This window comes from Streptomyces sp. R28 (assembly GCF_041052385.1).
Classification (GTDB): Bacteria; Actinomycetota; Actinomycetes; order Streptomycetales; family Streptomycetaceae; genus Streptomyces.
In genome coordinates, this window is the sequence record NZ_CP163439.1 from 3,154,481 (window position 1) to 3,173,056 (window position 18,576).

Genomic DNA, 18,576 nt, shown 5'->3' on the forward strand with positions numbered 1-18,576 from the left:
CCGATGGACCTCGACGCACTGCGCTACGGCAACTTCTCCAAGCTCGGTGAAGCGGTCACCGACTGGGAACAGATGACGAAGAAGCTCGCAGACCTGCAGAAGGATGCCGAGAACAACCTCAAGGCCAAGGCCGACAAGGCCAAGTGGGCGGGGGTCAATGCCACCATCAGCCGCGAGTTCATCACCAAGACTGCCGCCGAGTTCGCCGACGCGCACACTCAGGCCAACTCCATCACCAAGATCCTCAGCGACACCCGTAGCGAACTCATCGAATACCGCACCCAGTTGAACGATGCAATCTCGCGGGCCACGCAGCAGAACATGAGCGTGATCGACACCGGCGATGGCGCATTCGCCGTCATGGGGAACACCCGGCCCGACTGGACGTCCGACCCCAGCGGAAACACCGGCGCGACGGACCAGAAGGCGGTGGACGCCCTCCGCGATGAGATCCAGGGCATCCTCACCAAGGCGACGCAGAGCGACAACAGCGCCGCGAAGGTTCTGAGGCTTCTCGTCGACCAGGCCAAGCACGGTTTTGCCGATGCCTCATACTCGGACCGTGACTCGGCGGCCGAGGCCGTCGCGGCCGCCGAGAAACTGGCGAAGATGGCCAAGAACCCGGCCGACATGACCCTCGGCGATATCGCCGACTTCAACCGCACGATGGAGAAGTACAACGGCGACTCCCTGTTCGCAGAGCAGTTCGCGACGCGCCTGGGGGCCAAGGGGACGCTTCAGTTCTGGACCGAGATGAGCTACGCCCACGCTGGCGCCAGGGACTCGGAACTGAAAACGATGAAGAGCCTCCAGGAGAATCTGAGCCTGACGCTGGCGACCGCTTCCTTCTCGGACTCAGGCGCCATGATGGAGTGGAAGAAGAATCTCCTTGCAGAGAGCAATACGAGCTTCCACGCCAGCAATTCGACTAGCCCGATCGGGGTCCTCGGCTCTCAGGTGATCAGTAGCCTGATGCGCCAGGGTACGTACGACACCGAGTTTCTTGACGACTACCGCGAGAAGCTCTTCAAGGTCGACAAGCCGGCGGGTGAATTGGCCACCGATGACCTGTGGGTGAATGGGTACGACGGTGTAGATCTCGTTTTCGGCGATGGCAACGGCAACGGACGAGATCCGTTGGAAGGGCTCTTCGAGGGCCTGTCTCATAATCCCGAGGCTGCAGTCCACGCCTTCGAGTCCAAGTCAGACCTGGACCACATGCTGGGCACTGCCAAGTACACAGATCGGGGGGAGCCCCTCGGACGTGCATTGGAGGCCGCCGTCACCGGACTTGCCAACGGCGATTCCACCTCCATGGCTCCGCCGCACAGCGCGGATCAGGTACAGATCATGGCGAACATTATGGAGGCGGTGGCACAGCCCGGCGGAGGAGCCGATCTCGTGAGCAAGGGCGGCTTGGGGGACAGCTTCGGCAACATGGCGGCTTCCTATATGCCGGAGATTAGCCAGACGCTGGCAGGCGATGGCGCGGAATCTATCTTCCTTACAAATAGCGATGACCCTCACGGCCTGGGGAAGGTTCGAGATGTGGTGAGATTCCTTTCTGCCGTATCCGAAGATCCATCGGGGAGGGCAGGGATCATCCTAGGTGAGGGTATTTACACTAGCGGCCTCATTGAATCACATCTCGCCAACCCTTCCTTGTTCGACGGCCCCGATAATCAAGTCCTTCAGCGTATCGGAGAAAACGCAGGCATCATCGAAGGTATCGTCGGCCATTCTGTGGCCGATGGCGAAGTTCGAGCTGCTGTCGAAGGTGAGACGGCGTACAACGAATCCTTGAAAGCAAAGGGAGATTTTGCCAAAACCTGGATTGCAGTCGGAGTGACCTTCGTCGAGATCCCCCCAGCGTATGGAGGGGCGGCAATGGGGGCCGTGATCGGAGGAGGAGTTGGAGCCGTCGCCGGAGCTGCCGTTGATCATTTGCTAGAGGGTCAGAAGATGAGCGGCGCGCGCGACGGAGCCCTGTATCAAAGCGCGGGTGATCTGTACGACTCCCGAAATTCGGTCAGCAGGCAAGCGCAGTGGGCGGCCGAAGAAAGCATCGCTCGGCATAACCTTGATCTTCCCATGCAGGGCACTAAGGACCTAATCCGTGATGCAGTAGTTGAAGGTTGGGGCGGCAGCAATGATTTGTTGAGCGACACGAAGGAGCGTCCGCGTGGCTGAGAACAGGGAATCGACCTCGACTCGATATAATGCGAAAGGGCTGCTTTTGGGCCTGACTGCTCTCTGCCTTGCGGGCGTTGCCGTTTGGTTCGCATATGCGCAATTCTTCACTAAGGGGCTTGAACGGCTACCCTCCAAGATATGTGAAGGCACTGTTGAACGGGACATGGTTATCCAGGTTCTGCCATCGGCGCGATCAGCGGAAGAAGGGTCCAAGCGCGGGAATCCCGGTGACGACCAAGTATTTTCCTGCCATGTCGCCACCAGCGGTGATTCGTCCCTATTGGCTAGATCCTGGGTCCGGCCCGTCTCCAAAGCTGACTGGCTCGAAAGTTATGGGGGAAGCGGTGGAAACAACCAGGTCATCCGTACGTCTGTAGGCGGCATAGAGGCTCTGGCTCAACTCGATACCGAGCAGGCGGCGGTGTACGTGCCCTGTGCATCTCCGGCGCTCTCTTCCGGCGACGCCTCTGACGACTATGCGGTCATCACCAGACTGGAGGCTGGCGGAGACCTCAAGGCAACTGGCGCGGCGCTGCGCCAGAACCTGACGGACATCGCCTACCAACTGACCAAGCACGCCTACAAACTGGCCGAATGTCAGGGCCCTCGCGACTTTCCCGAGGAATTGCCGCGCTACGAGGACGGCTGATGACGGACGAGGAGATAGTCCGGCACTTCGACGGACACGGCCGCGTGCAGCTGCAGTTTCCGTACACCACGACTGCCGAACAATGTCGCCGCATGGTGGCGATTGCCCATGTGCTCGGCTACAAGCCGCTATTCACTGACACTCTCGGCAGCCGAGAATTCCCCCGCTTCTACGAACGCGACGACGCCCCCGACGCCCGCCGCCGGGCCGAGCAGACCATTCAGCGACTGCGTGCGGGCGGCCCGGTACTGGCGACCGTCGAGCCGCCTCCGCCCCCGCCTCCACCTCCGACGCCGTCCCTCACGCCCCGGCCGGCACCCCGCCCCCGGCGGTCTCTGGAGCCCCAGCCGCCTCCACCGCCGGCCGCGCCTGGGCCCCGGATCCCACCCCGGCCGCATTACCCGCCTCCACCTCCTCCGCCGCCTGCTGTCACCCGAGACTCCTCGCCGGAATGACTTTGGAGCGCTCGGGCCTCAGTGGGCGCATTCAGGACATCGGCGAAGCGGGTCGGTAAGGCTGAGGACATGATGACATCGCCCCTTCCACAGGGGAGGTTGCCCCTGTCCGCCGTATATGTGCCGGCCGGACAGTTGGCTTCCTGGAGGAAGCCCCCAAGCCGCAGGGCGACCCTGAGACTGCCGAGTTTGAAGCCAAACCGCTCTTTGACAAGGCAATCGGCTATATCCCTGTGGTGGGTGGGAATGTGCAAGCGGGCGCGCATCTCCTGCGTGACCTCCGCGATGACCTGCGAGCGATGATCCGGCCGCGGAACTCGTCAACCAGGCGGACGATGCCGGTGAGGTCGGCCGGGTCGGCGTGGATGATCTCGCGGGCCCGTTCGGTGTCGAAAGCGTCGGCGTCTCCGGGGAAGCCGTAGCCCATGGTGAGGGCAGTGCGGAGTTCGGCGATGCTACGCGTGGCATCCCCGTCGGCCCGCTCGACGGACAGGTGCCAGTCCTTGGCCTTCTTGCCCTCCTCGTAGACCACGCCCCGGCATTCGAGCTGCCGAGGGCGTGGCGTTTCGCATCATTGCGGCACCGCGGCCGGGCGGAGTCAGCGGCTCCCGCCCGGCCGTGGCAGTTTCAGCTTCAGCGGGCCGCAGCCGAGGCGGGCGGCCTCGGCCTCGACGTAGCGGGGGAAGAGGGTGCGCAGGTCCGCGCTCATCCCGCCGTCGTTGGCCTGTACGAGGAACACGGTCGTGCCTGCCTGGCAACGGGCCCGGAAGACACCGAGGTTGGGGCCGAGACCGCCGTAGCCGACGGCGGAGCTCACCCGGTCGCCCTCGTCCAGCGTCATCCCCATGAAGATCGCGGCCAGCCGCGGGTCCTCGACGGTCATCAGGCGCTGCTCCGGCTGCGAGCCGGTGAAGTCGCGGTCGCAGGTGCGTACCGGGCCGTCCCCGTCGGTGATCATGGGGTACTTGCTCGGCGTGCGCTTCTTGCCCAGGGTCAGCCCCTTGATGCCGCAGAGTGCGTCCGGCTTCTCCGTGCGGGTGTAGCGGGCGGCCTTGGGCAGGCGCTCGACCGGATCGGCGATCGTGCCGGTGCAGCCCAGGTCCGCGCTGACCTTGTTGACGAGCTTCACGACCATGCGAGCCATCGCGTCCCGCTCCTCGGTACGCGGCTCCAAGTCGCCGATCCAGCTGCCCTGAGCGATGTCCACGACGGTCGGCCCGTCGAATTCGCCGGGGCGGCCCAGGCAGCCGTCCGGGATGGCCAGCCAGGCGCGGTTGTCCGAGGCCATGCCCAGCAGCCCGCCGCCGAGCGGGGTGAGACGGGCGGAGAGGAACTCGTCGGCCCACTTGCCGTCGTCGCCGGCCCGGTCGTCCAGCCGGTGCACCCGGGCAGTGAGCGCCCATTCGTCGCCGTCACTGTTCGTCAACTGGCAACTGCCGGCGGGTCCGTCCATGGAGCGCCCACCGTGCAGCACGGGCGCCTCGACCGCCTTGACGTTCTCCGGCTCGCGGAATGTCGTGGCGAGGTCATCGCGGGACAGCGCGCCCCAGCACACCTCGTCCGGCGCGAACAGCCCGGCCTGGGCCTGCCAGGCCGTGCCGCCGGCACCGAGCAGCACCCCGGCGAGACCTGCGGCCAGCACCGGCCGGACCCTGCCGCGCAGCAGGTGGCGCCAGTGCCAACGCTGGCGGCGTCGGCACCACCGCTCCCGGCGCAGGCGCCGATGCCGCTCGCTGAGCGACTCCCGGTCGGCGGGCAGGGGCTGGTCGTAGCGGTTCGACTCGTCCGCGGTGCTGCTCACCGGGCGGCTCCCTCGGGGGCGATGGGGGCGCAGCCCAGGCGGGCGGCGGCCGCGTTGGCGAAGGCGGCGAGATGGTCGGGGTCGGTGGAGGCGCCCATCAGGAAGGTGGCGGGCCGGCCGGCGCAGTCGGCTCGTACGATCGCGTGCTTCTCGCCGATGCTGCCCGTGCCGCGCCAGCCTCGGGCGACGGGGCGTTCGCCCGGGATGCCGTCGAATACGGCGGCCAGCCGGGGCTGCGCGACCATGGCCAGCTCCAGGTACGGCACGCCGTCGCCACGGACGCTGCACGTCTGCAGGTCGCGGGTGACCGCGCCGGTCTGGTCCGTGATGTCCTCCACGCCGAGGCTCAGGCCGCGGATCCCGCAGACGTCTTCAGAGGCACCGTAGATGTCCTCCGGATTGCCCGGCAGGTCATAGACGGGCGAGCTGACCCTCAGCGGCTCGTCCGGCGCGCAACCGGCCGCCGCCATCCCACGGTTGGCCGCAGCGACGAGCAGCACCGCCGCCTCACGGGCGCCGCCCAGATCCGCCGGATCGTTCTGGCTGTACGAGGGGCCACTGGCGTACGTTCCGGACGCGTCCATGGTGACGACGATCGGCCGGCCATCCGGCGTATCACAGGACTTGGGGAGCACCAGCAGGCCACCACGCCCGTTCACCGTGCCCGGCAGGCCGTCCGGGAGCAGGACCATGTCACCGCCCAGAAAACCGTCCTGGACCATCCCCAGCCGGGCCTCCGCGGCTTTGGGGACCGGGCCGTACTCAACGGACACCCGCTGGCGGATGGAGACCTCGTCACCGTCGTGACGGCTCTTGTAATCGTCGGCGATGGTGCCCTCGCAGCTGCCGCTCGGGCGCTCGCGGGTGGGCGCCGTCTCCTCGCTGGTGCGTGACCCGTCGTCATCGTCGCCGAATGCCTCGTCGCCGAGGAAGTCCGGGCCGCTGTCCTCTTCCCATGCGCCCCAGCAGTAGCGGTCCTTCGGCCACGGCCAGGTGTCCGCCGCCCACGTGCCAAGCCCGGTAACCGCAAGCACGATCACCAGCGCGGATATCAGCAACAACCGGCCGCGCCTGCTGCGTGGCAGCGCTCGGCGCAGCCGACCAGGCACCGCAGGCACCTCGTCTGTCTCACTCACCCCGTGATCCCCCTCCGGCGCAGGAAAGGGTCGCGAATCAGTCCCCCCACATGCGCCTTTGCCGTAACTACACACTCACCCGCGGGCACACCAAACAGCGCACGCCCTGCATGTCCGAGTGGATACCGGCGGATCTTGACCAGGAGTGTAATCATCTGTTGACAGCAGCAAAGGAGGCCATCGGTGAGTTCCCGGACTGTCCGATTCCTTTCCTGCGGCCTTCTTCTGTTTCCGGAGGTGGGGTGGACACCTCCCGTGCGTGCCCACCCCTGGTCCGTCGACCGCTGTTAGTAGTTGGCGGCGGCCTTGCGGTCGGCCGCGCTGTACGCCGCGCTCGCCTCGCGGATCGCGCTCGCGATGGAGTTCAGGGCCTGGTGGATCTCCCGGGCCTTGATGTCCCATTCGCGGTGGAGGCCATCCGCCGCGGTCTTGGCCTCGCCCTCGAAGTAGGCGGAGAGGTCCTTCATCCGCTTCTGGAGCGCTTCGAGGTCCGTGTCCAGCTTCTTGGCCTGGGCGGTGATGTCCCCTGCGGCTCGTTCAAGTTCCGCGTAGGTGACGAGCATTGTGCCGTTGTCTACTGCCATGGCTTTTCCAACTGCCTTCCATGCCTGCTGTGCTGAGGGTTCGAACTGAAGGTTTGCTGCGGCCACGGGCGGGCCGCCGCTCGATCACGCACGAGCTACATGCCGGAGAAGGCCGAGGTCTTTCCGGACGGGGCGCTGCCGCTGGCCGAGCCGGAGCCGCCCGTGTCGATGCCTGCCAGAGCCTGGTAGATCTCTTCGTCGGTGCTGCCGGCGATGCGGCGGTTGTCGTTGACCGCGTTCTGGAAACGGACGAGCAGGTTACCGATGTTGGCCATGCGCTCGTTGATCTCGGTCTGCTTGCGGTCGAAGGACACGGCGCCCTGCCCCTGCCACTTGCCTTCCACACTGTCGATCACGGCGTGCAACTGCTGCAGCTGCTGCTTCACCGAGCCGAAGCGCTCGTTGAGTTCCTGCTCGAACTGCCGCAGTACGTCGTCTGTGACCTTCTGGGTTCCTGCCATCTGTTCTTCCTTCCCATTTCCGGTTCAGTGGTGGGCCCGGCGGCTTGGAGAAGCTGCATGGCGAACGCGCGTGGTGCGTCCGGTGTGATCCGCCGCGGTGAGCTGTGGTGAGGCGTTCGCGTTCCTTGTCAGGCTGAGGGGCCGGCCCGCTCATGAAGCGTTGCAGCCCCGTGGCTGGCCCTCACCGCTGCGAACATCGTCGACGCGCGCCATGACGCTTAGCCTCCCCGTTTTCCCCGTTAGCTACGACCGCGGGTCATTGCGATCGCGGTGACGTGAACATCACCGATTGCATGCGTGTCACTCTAGCCACTACCAGTGACAGGACCAACGGCCTTCTCGGCTAGCCGGAGGGCGTCTTCCTCCGGCCGTCGCGCATCGCTACCGCCCCGCCTGCGATGACCGCCACAAGCACCAGGCTGCCCACCACCACGTAGGTGCCGAGGCGGGCCGCTCGTTCCTGCGAGGTTTCGCCGAGCGGGAGTTGGGCCACAGTGGGGGCCTCGGCCTGCCCTGCGCCTTCGTTGCTCGGCACAGGGTGGTCGATCGGTTTGTTGTCCTCGGTCAGGGCGCGGACGGGGTCGACGACGCCCCAGCCGACCAGGCGGTCGTGGCCGGGGATGGAGCGTTCCGCGGTCTGCATGATCTGGGCGGTGATCTGTTCCTGCGTCCACCTGGGGTTCTTAGCTTTGATGAGGGCGGCGACGCCGGTGACGTAGGGGGCGGAGAAGCTGGTGCCGTTGTCGGCGCAGTGTCCGCCGCCGGGGACGGTGGAGATCATGTCGACGCCGGGGGCGGCGACGTCGACGAAGTCGCCGGACTGGGAGAAGGCGGCGCGTTCGTTGTTGCGGTCGGAGGCGGCCACGGCCAGGACGCCGTCGTAGGAGGCCGGGTAGGCGTTCTTTATGTTGCCGTCGAGGCCGTCGTTGCCCGCTGAGGCCACGATGACGATGTTCTTGGCCAGGGCGTTGTCCACGGCGCGTTTCAGTGTGGAGGTGGCTGTGATCGGGTTGACCGTGTCCTGGGAGATGTTGATGACGTTGGCCTTGGCGTCGTTGGCGGCGTAGTTGATGGCCCTGGCCAGGCTGTCGGTGTCGCCGTGGCCCTCGGCGTCGTTCTGCTGAATTGGGATGATCGTCGCCTCGGGGGCGAGGCCGACGAACCCGGTGCCTTTCGCCGGTCTGGCGGCGATAATTCCGGCGACCTTCGTGCCGTGGCCCACCGTGTCGGTGGTGCCGTCCTCGCTGCCGCGCTCGATCTTGTTGCCGTTGTCGTCCTTGAGGTTCGGCGGCAGGAAATTGCGGCCACTCTTGACGTCGACCGCCGGGGCGAGTTGGCGGTTCTTGACGTCCACACCTGTGTCGATGACCGCGACGCGGACGCCCTTGCCCGTGGACTGCTTCCACAGCTCGTCCAGTAGGACCCGCTGTAGGGCCCAGGGGCGGCCCTCGTACGGCTTGCCCGGAAAGGTGCACTGATCGGCCGCGGCGGCGGCGATGGGCGCCGGGAACACCGCCGCGAAGGCGAGAGCGGCAGCGGCAGCGGCAGCGGCCGTTCCGACGAGCCGGCGCACGCGAGGATGCCTACGCATTACTCGGCCCGCCTCTCACGAGCCCTGCGGCTGTCGTGCCGCGCCCGTCGACAGCCGCGGTCCCGTCGGCAGGAACGCCGACCAGGCGGCCGGGATCGGGGCCGGTGTCACGTCTTTGTAGCCGAGGCGGTTCTGTGCCTGCTGGGCCTCCTGCAGTGCTGCTTCACGCTGTTCCCGTCGCTCGGTGGCCGAGCCCGAGGAGCCGATGCCCGCGTCGTCCGTCTCGCTGTCGCCGTTGGACTGCATCGCATAGCGCAGGCCGGTATCGGTGACCAGGAAGAAGAACCCGGAACGGGTCGACGACCCCGTGAACTGGCGGAAGAACTGGCCCGAGCCGGGAGTGACGTACGCACTGCTCGAACCCGTGGGAAGGGGGGCCGGGAAGTTGTTACCCGCCCAGGCGCTGAGGGTCGTGGCGCCGTTGTCCTCGTCCACGTCGCGCAGGACGTTGCACACGGTGTTGCGGTTGCCCTCGTCGGTGCTCGCCGAGTTGACCGGCTCGGGCTTCTGCTGGGGCCAGGTCTTCTCGGCGCCGAAGGGTGCCTCGGGGGTGAAGCTGCCGGCGCTGACGGGCATCGCGCGGCTGGCCTGGCCGAGGTCGGTCAGGGCTTTGCTGCTGAGCAGGAGCTTCGCTGTGAAGTCGGAGACCGGAGCGACCCGTCCCTGCAGGACGACGTACTGCTGGATCCTGGTGCCGGAGGGGGCCTGGAGGACCATGCCCACTTTGTTGGCCGCGGCCGGCAGCTGGCCCTGGATCCCGGCGTCGGCGCCGGGCTGGCCCGGGATCTCCGGGAAGGTGATGGGGTCGCCCTTGTGCAAGGTCTCCAGCCAGCCGGCCGACACCCGCTGGGGCTCCCGGCCCTCGCCGACGACCGTGCGCAGAAGCAGCTCCTCGTTCTGGACGGGGTACGCCGTTCCCTGAGCGTCGATGACGTAGCGGGTGCGGTCCGGGCCTGGTCCTTCCACGTACATCAGCTCGCCGCCGCGCAGCCGCTCCGTGCCCTCGGTCCGGTCCATGTCCCGCTGGGCGAGGATGAACGCCGCCTTCTGGATGGCCCGGCCGCCCTCACCGGGGCGTTCGCAGACCACCCAGCGCTTCTTCGATCCGGCTTCGTCGGCGTCGGGCAGACGGTCGGGGGCGTAGGGGATGCCGAGGGTGGGGCCGTGCGGGATCTTGCCGTTGTCCAGGACCGATTCGTCTACGTTGATGACCTTGCCCTTGTCGGGCTGCAGGAGGAGCTTCGCCGAGGACATGTTCAGCACCGGGTGCAGCTGCGTCTTGCCGTCGGTCTTGAGGATCACGTACCGGGTGGTCGACTTGCTGGAGATGATGACGTTCTCCCCGGCCTTGTCCCAGCCCTGCGGTGCGGCGGGCTTGAACATGCCCCAGGCCCCGAAGCCGGCCAGGATGACCGCGGTGACGATCGCACCTGGCACGACCGCACGCAGTGGCCGTGGCCAGCCCTCCTCGGTGCCGTTTGGGTTGGGCTGGAGGAACTGCCCGACCAGGCGCCGTCGCGCGAAGGTGTAGGCGTTCAGCTCGTCCCGCCGTGATGCCATCGCTCCGCTGCCTCTCCCCCGCTGATTGATCTGGTTGTTCTGGTCTCGTACGAGGAACCGATCCCGTACGTCGATGTGGCTTGGCTCAGCTCACTGAGACCCCTTGGCTCTCACGAAGAAAGCGAGCGCATCTGCTGGTAGACGCCGAACACCGCCAGACACAGCGGCAGCAGCGTCAGCAGGACAAAGCTCTCGGCGATCTCCAGGAATCGACCCCAGAACGGGGTGACCCCCTTGCTGGGAACGACCAGCGCGATCGCGGCGATCGATCCAGCGACGACGGCCACCGCGACCGACAGCCAGACCAGCCTGATGTCGAGGGCCGAGCCGTCACCCCGCAGCGCCTCCAGGACCATCCGGCCGGGCGGGTTGAGGGAGAGACCGAGCCCCAGGAGCCCCAGTGAGACAAGCCCTGCTGCGAGCGTGCAGGCCACCTGGGCGGTGTGCCGGAACAGATGGGCGCGCATCAACAGGGCCAGACCCGTTGCCAGAGCGAGGAGTTGGGCCCACAGGTCGTCGGAGAACCCGAGCACCGCGGCACCCGCCGTCGCGACCAGCGCACAGCCGCCGACCAGGCCAAGCAGCAGCTCGTGGCCGCGCCGGGCCTGAGCGGTGATGCGTTCGGCGTCGATCGCGGCCGATGCCGCAGTGCCGTCGCCCTCGTCATCGGCGTAGTCGCTGCCGATGGCGGTGCGTGGCGGGTCGAAGCCGATGGGCAGGCGGGCGAAACGCGTGGCGAGGCCGGGCAGGAAGGCGAGGGTGCCCAGGGCGAGCGGGGAGCAGAGTGCCGCGGTCTCGGCCGGCCTCATGTCGGTGAGGATCGCGACGAAGGTCAGCAGCATGCCGATGGCTGAGGCGAATGCGAAGGCGACGAAGGGGCCGTCGCCGCTCGGTGTGAGGAACACCAGCACCACTGATCCCACGAGTACGGCGGCGCAGGCGAGCACGAAGTGCAGCCTGCCGATGCCCTCTCCGGCCGGCAGCGCAACCAGTCCGCTGCCGGCGACTCCCAGATTCGCGAGGGCGCCTGTGCCGAAGGCCAGGGACGAGCCGCGGTCGCCGTACACCCGGGCGCGCACCGTGGCGATCGCCAGGAGTACCAGGCCCGATACCGCGGCCACGATGCCCGGGAGGCCGTTCATATCGTGGCGGATGTCGGAGCTCCAGGCCACGAAGGCGAGCAGCATCAGCAGCACACAGGTACCGAAGAGTCCTGCGGTGCGTAGGAGTTCGTCGTTCCACAGTGCGCGGTCGCGGGTGACGGCGCTGGCGGTTGCGTGCGAGACGTCGTCGAACACCGCGGGCGGGAGGGAGTCGGAGAAGGGGCGCAGCAGGAGGAAGTCGCCGTCGGCGATGCGCTGTGCGGCGAGTGAGCGTGCCTCGTCGAGCACTGTCCCGTCGCGGCGCACGAGGTGGTATCCGACCGGGGCGCCGGGGGGCGGAGTCTGTCCGGACAGGCGCAGGATCTCCGAGAAGAGGTGCGCGAGGGGAGTGTCGTCGGGCAGCGCCACATCGATACGGCTGTCGGGCGCCGCCACGATGATCCGGCGGAAGCCGGTGCTGCGCGTGGTCGGCACCCCCGGTCCCCAATGGTGCCCCGGCCCCGGATGGCCCCCTGGTCCCGGGTGACCGCCGGTGCTTCCCGCCGCTCGAACTGTCGCAGGCACGTACTGCTCCCCCTCGCGGTGCTTCTCAACTCGCGGGCCGCGCCCCTGTCCTGTTCGCGCGTCCGCTCTCATTCCGGTTCCGAATTACCGTGAATGACCCCGAATCCATTGATTATTCGCGGGTGCGCACACGCGTGGCGCCACCCTACCGTCCGCAAGGTCAGTGCCCGCCAGTAGGATCCGGTCCGGATGAAGTCGGCGCCACGGGGGTGCGGACAAGGCCTCTTCAGTCCGCGAGGGGGACGGGTCAGCTTTGAGCCAGATCGTCGTCAAACGGCCACCGAGGGCCTTGCCTGCCGAGGTGCCCGCCGATCCAGTGCAGTTGCAATCCCCGCCCGAGTTGCCCAGGGGGCAGCAGGAGGGCGCGCTGATGCAGCTGCTGCCCATGCTGGGGATGGGCGGTTCGGTCGTGTTTTTCTTCATGACGCCGAACCCGGTCATGCGCATCATGGGCATGGTAATGATCGCGTCGACGGTCGGAATGGGCATTGCCATGCTCGTCCGGTACCGGCGGGGCACCCAGGGACAGCTCGCCGATATGCGGCGGGACTACCTGAAGTACTTGGCCAAAACTCGCCGTGCGGTGCTTCGTACGGCGCGGCTGCAGCGGGACGCCCAGTTCTATCTGCATCCGGCGCCCGAGCAGTTGTGGGCTCTGGTCGCCGAAGGCGGCCGCGTGTGGGAGCGGCGGATCAGCGACGACGACTTCGGGCAGGTGCGGATCGGTCTGGGCAGTCAGCAGCTCGCCACCCCTCTGATCGCACCCGAGACCGCTCCGGTGGACGAGCTGGAGCCGCTCACCGCCGGGGCCATGAAGCAGTTCCTCACCGCGCACAGCACCATCGAGAGCCTGCCCATGGCGATCTCGCTGCGGTCCTTCTACCACCTCACCATCAGCGGGGACCACGAGAACCACGTCCGCGCGACGGCACGCGCCCTGGTGGCCTCCCTGGCCTCTCTGCATTCTCCCGACGACCTGGTCGTGGCCGTCGCTGCCGGGCAGGACGCGGCCCCGCACTGGGAGTGGACCAAGTGGCTGCCCCACGTCCAGACCGATGGGAACGACGGAGCGGGCAGCCGCCGTCTGATCACCACGAGTGCGCAGGATCTGGAGCTGCTACTCAAGGAACAGCTCGAAGGCCGCCCCCGGTTCCAGGCCGGCGGCCAGCCCCTCCTGGAACAGCCGCACATCGTCGTCGTACTCGACCAGGAGGCGCTGTCGCCCCTGTCAGCGCTGGCGGCGGCCGAAGGGCTGCAGGGTGTCACGATCGTCGAGGTCGTACCGGACCGGCTCACCGGGGCACGTGGCGGTCTCTCGGTCGTGGTGCATCCCCAGTCGCTCCGTCTGGAGTCCGGCGACGGTCTCGTCTATGAAGGGTCGCCAGACCGCCTGAGTCATGAGGCTGCCGAGGCACTCGCCCTCCAGCTCGCACCTCTATACATGGCGTCCGGCGGCGACTCCGACGAACCATTGCTGGCCAACCTGGAGTTCACCGATCTCCTCGACCTGGACGACGCGGAATCTGTGGACGTCGGCCGCACGTGGCGCCCGCGCTCTCGCGCCGAACGCCTGCGTGTCCCGATCGGGGTCGGCGAGGACGGCACCCCGGTCATGCTGGACCTGAAGGAAGCCGCGCAGGACGGCATGGGCCCGCACGGCCTGTGCGTCGGCGCCACCGGATCCGGCAAGTCGGAGCTCCTGCGCACTCTGGTGCTCGGCCTGGCGGTGACCCACTCCTCGGAGACGCTGAACTTCGTCCTTGCGGACTTCAAGGGCGGCGCCACCTTCGCCGGCATGGCGCACCTGCCGCACGTGGCCGCGGTGATCACCAACCTCGCGGACGACCTGACCCTCGTGGACCGCATGGGCGACTCGATCCGTGGCGAACTCAACCGCCGTCAGGAGCTGCTCCGCAAGGCGGGTAATTACGCCAACATCCATGACTATGAGAAGGCCCGCTCGGCCGGCGCCGCTCTGGAGCCCATTCCGTCGCTCGTCCTGGTCATCGACGAGTTCAGTGAACTTCTCGCCGCCAAGCCGGACTTCATCGACATGTTCGTCCAGATCGGCCGCATCGGCCGCTCCTTGGGCGTCCATCTGCTGCTCGCCTCGCAGCGCCTGGAAGAGGGCCGACTGCGCGGTCTGGAGACCTACCTGTCGTACCGCATCGGCCTGCGGACGTTCTCCGAGGCCGAGTCGCGCGCCGCACTCGGCGTCCCCGACGCCTACCACCTGCCGAACGTCCCCGGCTCGGGCTATCTGAAGTACGGCACCGACGAGATGGCCCGCTTCAAGGCCGCCTACGTCTCGGGGGCGCACCGTCCTGCCTCGGCCCGGGCCACCGCAGGGGACGGTCAGCTGCCGGTGGACCGCCGCCCCGTGCCCTTCACCGCGGCCCCCGTGCCGGTCCAGTACGCGCAGTCCGATTCCCGGGCCCAGGTGCCGGACCCGCGGGCGGGCGGGGACGACCCGCAGGCCGACACCGTGCTCGACGTCATCGTCCGCCGGCTGACCGGGCAGGGCCCGGCCGCGCACCAGGTATGGCTGCCCCCGCTGGACAATCCCCCGTCGCTGGACGCCCTCCTCCCTGGACTCGCTGCGGAGCAGGGCCGGGGCCTGACCCAGCCCGGCTACGAGGGCGCCGGCCGCCTCATCGTGCCGCTCGGTGTCGTCGACAAGCCCTTCGAGCAGCGGCGTGACGCGCTGTATCGGGACTTCTCCGGCGCCGCGGGCCACATGCAGATCGTCGGCGGTCCGCAGTCGGGCAAGTCGACCATCCTCCGGACGATCATCTCCGCCTTTGCGCTCACCCACACTCCCCACGAAGTCCAGTTCTACGGCCTGGACTTCGGCGGTGGCGGCATGTCGGCCATCGCCGGACTGCCGCACGTCGGCGGGGTCGCCTCACGCCTGGACCCTGAGCGGGTACGCCGCACGGTCGCCGAGGTCTACGGCATCATGACGCGCCGCGAGGAGTACTTCCGCAGCGCCGGCATCGACTCCATCGCCACCTACCGCAAGCTGCGGGCCCGCGGTGACATCCCGGTGGCCGACCAGCCCTGGGGCGATGTCTTCCTCATCATCGACGGCTGGGGGAACTTCCGCACGGAGTACGAGGCCCTGGAAGCGGCCGTCCTTGACATCGCCGCGCGCGGCCTGGGCTATGGCATCCACCTGGTCCTCACCGCGTCCCGCGCCATGGAGGTCCGCGCGAATTTGAAGGACCTGCTGATGAACCGCCTTGAGCTGCGGCTCGGCGACCCCATGGACTCCGAACTGGACCGCAAGGCAGCCGGAAACGTTCCGACCGGTGTGCCCGGCCGGGGCGTCACTCCGGAAGCACTGCACTTCATGGCGGCCGTTCCCCGCATCGACGGCATCCACTCCGACGACAACCTCTCCGAGGCGACCGCCGCCATGAGCCGGGACGTAGCCCGCCACTGGACAGCACCCGGCGCGCCGGCAGTCCGCCTCCTGCCACGCCACCTCCCCTTCGCAGACCTGCCCACAGCCCTCGCGCAGTCGGACCGGGGCGTGGCCTTCGCCCTCGACGAGAACAACCTCGAACCCGTCCACGTCAACTTCGACCAGGACCCCTTCTTCCTCGTCTTCGGCGAAAGCGAGTCCGGCAAGTCCAACCTCCTGCGCCTCCTCATCAAGCAGATCACCGATCTACACGACGGGGACTCCTGCAAACTCTTCGTCATCGACAACCGCCGCTCGCTCCTGGACGCGGCCCCGGCGTCCCACCTGGCCGAGTACGTGCCCATGTCCAACGCCATGGACCACCACGTGGAGGCCCTGGCCGACCTCATGCGGCGCCGCACGCCCTCGCCCGACGTCACCGCCGACCAGCTGCGGGCACGCAACTGGTGGAGCGGCCCGACGATCTACGTGGTCGTCGACGACTACGACCTGGTCTCGACGTCCAGCGGCAACCCCCTCGCCCCGCTCACGGAACTCCTCCCGTTCGCCCGCGATGTAGGGATCCGCTTCATCGTCGCCCGGAACACCGCAGGCGCCGGCCGGTCCTCGTACGAACCCTTCATGCAGCGGATCAAGGAACTGGGCGCCCAGGGCGTCGTCCTCTCCGGCGACCCGAATGAGGGCGACATCCTCGGCAACGTACGCCCGCGCACGATGCCAGCCGGGCGGGGGATCTTCGTCTCGCGGAAGCGAGGGAACCTGCTTGTGCAGACAGGGCTCATGGGAGCGGAAGATCAGCGCTGATGGCCCGATGACGTCGCCGCCAGCATGCTCAACCCGGTGATCACGGAGGCGTCGAAGGCGTTCTTCGGTCTTTCGCGCTCGCACGGTCGGCCTCTGGGAGGAAGCTCTTGCCACAGGTGACGCAAGACGTACAGCCGCACACGATGCCCGAGCGGTGGCTGCTCCGACCGGGTAAATCTTCGGTTCCCTCTGGAGCGTTCACCTCGCAAGTTCTTAACGCAAGTGAGGCGTGAGCCCAACGCTGTCGGCTTGTGCGGGTTTCGACAACAGGTCTGCCTTTGCACGAGCCTTGCGCCGCTCCAGGCCCGACGCAGCCGAGCGGACCGGCGTCGAGGGCACCGATGTCCAAAGCTCCAGCAACTGACATTTTGTTCTTTTGTCTCCTCACCCCGGTCAGCTCGCGCTGCCAGTTAGGGCATTGAGCAGCGCGATGGCCTCACGGCGGCTCAGCAGCTCGTGGAAGCGCTCGTTGCGGAAGTTACGCAGACACGCGTAGCAGCTGCTCTCCGGGCCGCACTCGCAGGCTGCCACCCGAACAAGCGCGGCAGAGGCAACTGGTTCGAGCTGCTTGCCCATGGACACGGCGTTGCCTGCGCCACCCGGAGTGGTGTCGAAGAGCAGCAGGGACGGCATGCCGTCGGTGCCCGTGTGCACCGTGCCGTCGATGTCGTCGCGGCTGATCTCCAGGTGCTCGGCAGCTCCTTCGAGCAGTGCGTACAGGCCGGAGCGCAGACGGGCCGCGGTGGCGGTCAAGGCTGTGAGCGGGTCCAGATGGATCTGGAGGAAGTCGGTCTGGTATCGGTGAGCAAGGGAGACGACACGGAGGGGGCCCGTGCACTGGGTGTCTTTCAGCAGGTGCGGGTGGCCGCCGCGCAGAGGCCCGGCCTGAGCGTGCGGGCGACCCCAGCCGCACCAGTCACAGACCTGGTAGCCGGCGCCGGCCGGTCCCTCGGAGACGACCACCATCTCTCCCCGGGTGCCCGCCGACCAGAGCGTGGTGTGGCCGGAGACGAAGGTAGTCGCGCCTTCCTGGAGGTCGGCGGTGTCGGTGGACATGTGAACGTCGCCGTACCAGGACCGTCGTGGCGGGGTCTGCCCCGGGCGGCGCTGTGGTCCGCGCGCGGCGACGAAACCGTAGATTGGCTCGACGTACCGGCGTTGCGCGGCCGCGGACTGCGTGCCGCAGGCGGCGCAGACGGGGTCCACGGGTTCGGTGGCCTCCCGGTAGCGGCCGCAGGCCGCGCACACGGCGTAGTGGCGGCTGACCAGTTCGCGGTCCGGCAGCCGGTAGACACCGGCAGACGCCCACAGGTGGCCGCCCGCCACGATTTCGGCCCCCGGGGCGTACTCGTGGACGGCGGCGCTCAGGTCACGGGTGAGTTCGAGTTGCCCCGAGACGGCGCCGCCCTCCTGGGGGATGCGCAGTTCGACGGTGTCCACGGGGAAGCCGTACTTGGGCAGCACGTTGCGGTTGGCGAGGACTCCAAGGAGTTCGCGCTGGGTGAGGTTGCGGATGACCTTCTCGTACGTGGAGCGAGGACACAACATCCTCACCGCCCCCCAACGGCCCGGCGAGGAGAAAGTGGCGGCGTTCGGGACGGTCTTCTTCCTGGTCCGCCCGCACCCCCGCCCCGACGACCTCTCCCTGGCGGTCTTCGCCATCAACGACTGGGCGACGCGGTTCGTACGCGGGCAACTGAAGCTGGACGAAGGGACGTTCAGCGACATGGTCACCAAGGCCGGTGACCTGGACGCGGCAGGCAGCGCTTTCAGGACCACCGCACGCGGCGTGTGGCGACACGTACTGTCACGGCCCTACATCTACTCCTCGCTCCCCGATGATGAGAAGAAGTCCTTCGTCTGGGACCAGCTCGTCACCATCTGGCAGGTCATCGGGCGCCTCGTCCGCGGTGGCGTGCCCGCCCGCGTCGTGTTCGTCGACGCGGCCTTCGCACCGCAACTCGCGGCAGCACAAGCCCCCTTCACCGGCCAGGGCCGGCGTCCACGCCGCGCCGGCGACCCGGGGCTGCTCGTCCGGCTGCGGGACATTCTGGCGCCGTACTTCGCCCAGACCGACACCGCCGCGTACACCGCGCGCACCGACCCCGCCGACGCCGAACTCGTAAAACTGCTCTACCGCCCGCTGTACGAAGCGCTGTGCGCCATTGGGGTGTCACCCGGCTCGCGAACGGTCGACTGAAGCAAGTGAACCACCGCCCAGGACACCACTGTTGACGGGCAACGCGCA

13 protein-coding genes are annotated in these 18,576 nt (G+C 67.7%); 4 read left to right on the forward strand and 9 right to left on the reverse strand.

The window, feature by feature from the left end; translation table 11 throughout:
• Positions 1-3 precede the first annotated feature (3 nt).
• On the forward strand, positions 4-2,190 hold the full coding sequence (locus tag AB5J49_RS13865; protein ID WP_369168935.1) for a hypothetical protein: 2,187 nt from the start codon (positions 4-6) through the stop codon (positions 2,188-2,190).
• Positions 2,183-2,842: a hypothetical protein gene (locus tag AB5J49_RS13870; protein WP_369168936.1), complete on the forward strand. Its 660-nt coding sequence runs from the start codon at positions 2,183-2,185 to the stop codon at positions 2,840-2,842. The genes AB5J49_RS13865 and AB5J49_RS13870 overlap by 8 nt, the downstream gene beginning before the upstream one ends.
• Positions 2,843-3,520: 678 nt before the next feature.
• Here AB5J49_RS13870 and AB5J49_RS13875 read toward each other — a convergent pair.
• The 8 genes from AB5J49_RS13875 to eccD form a co-directional block, all read right to left on the reverse strand.
• The gene (locus AB5J49_RS13875) at positions 3,521-3,829 is read right to left on the reverse strand and encodes a hypothetical protein (protein WP_369168937.1); all 309 of its coding nucleotides are present in this window, start codon (positions 3,827-3,829) and stop codon (positions 3,521-3,523) included.
• A 66-nt stretch (positions 3,830-3,895) separates the two neighbouring features.
• Complete coding sequence (locus AB5J49_RS13880) at positions 3,896-5,098, reverse strand: hypothetical protein (protein ID WP_369168938.1); 1,203 nt, start codon at positions 5,096-5,098, stop codon at positions 3,896-3,898.
• A complete protein-coding gene (locus AB5J49_RS13885) occupies positions 5,095-6,234 on the reverse strand; it encodes a hypothetical protein (RefSeq protein WP_369168939.1) in 1,140 nt (379 codons plus the stop codon). The genes AB5J49_RS13880 and AB5J49_RS13885 overlap by 4 nt, the downstream gene beginning before the upstream one ends.
• 287 nt (positions 6,235-6,521) lie before the next feature.
• Positions 6,522-6,818 (reverse strand): WXG100 family type VII secretion target, encoded by a 297-nt coding sequence (locus AB5J49_RS13890; RefSeq protein WP_369168940.1) that lies wholly within the window; start codon positions 6,816-6,818, stop codon positions 6,522-6,524.
• A 95-nt stretch (positions 6,819-6,913) separates the two neighbouring features.
• Entirely contained in the window at positions 6,914-7,279 is a 366-nt protein-coding gene (locus AB5J49_RS13895; protein ID WP_302000398.1) for a WXG100 family type VII secretion target, read from the reverse strand.
• Positions 7,280-7,622: 343 nt separating this feature from the next.
• On the reverse strand, positions 7,623-8,870 hold the full coding sequence (gene mycP, locus AB5J49_RS13900; RefSeq protein ID WP_369168941.1) for a type VII secretion-associated serine protease mycosin: 1,248 nt from the start codon (positions 8,868-8,870) through the stop codon (positions 7,623-7,625).
• 15 nt (positions 8,871-8,885) lie between these two features.
• Complete coding sequence (gene eccB / locus AB5J49_RS13905; RefSeq protein ID WP_369168942.1) at positions 8,886-10,430, reverse strand: type VII secretion protein EccB; 1,545 nt, start codon at positions 10,428-10,430, stop codon at positions 8,886-8,888.
• 110 nt (positions 10,431-10,540) lie between these two features.
• Complete coding sequence (gene eccD / locus AB5J49_RS13910; RefSeq protein WP_369168943.1) at positions 10,541-12,169, reverse strand: type VII secretion integral membrane protein EccD; 1,629 nt, start codon at positions 12,167-12,169, stop codon at positions 10,541-10,543.
• A 181-nt stretch (positions 12,170-12,350) separates the two neighbouring features.
• Here eccD and eccCa point away from each other — a divergent pair, with 181 nt between their 5' ends.
• Positions 12,351-16,328 (forward strand): type VII secretion protein EccCa, encoded by a 3,978-nt coding sequence (eccCa, locus tag AB5J49_RS13915; RefSeq protein WP_369168944.1) that lies wholly within the window; start codon positions 12,351-12,353, stop codon positions 16,326-16,328.
• A gap of 393 nt (positions 16,329-16,721) precedes the next feature.
• On the opposite strand, the gene AB5J49_RS13920 is transcribed toward eccCa, so the two are convergent.
• Positions 16,722-17,876 carry a DUF1998 domain-containing protein gene (locus AB5J49_RS13920; RefSeq protein ID WP_369168945.1) on the reverse strand — a complete coding sequence of 385 codons (1,155 nt, stop codon included), beginning with the start codon at positions 17,874-17,876 and terminating at the stop codon, positions 16,722-16,724.
• Between AB5J49_RS13920 and AB5J49_RS13925 the strand changes: the two genes are divergently transcribed.
• Entirely contained in the window at positions 17,857-18,528 is a 672-nt protein-coding gene (locus AB5J49_RS13925; protein WP_369168946.1) for a hypothetical protein, read from the forward strand. The genes AB5J49_RS13920 and AB5J49_RS13925 overlap by 20 nt on opposite strands.
• Positions 18,529-18,576: the final 48 nt, after the last annotated feature.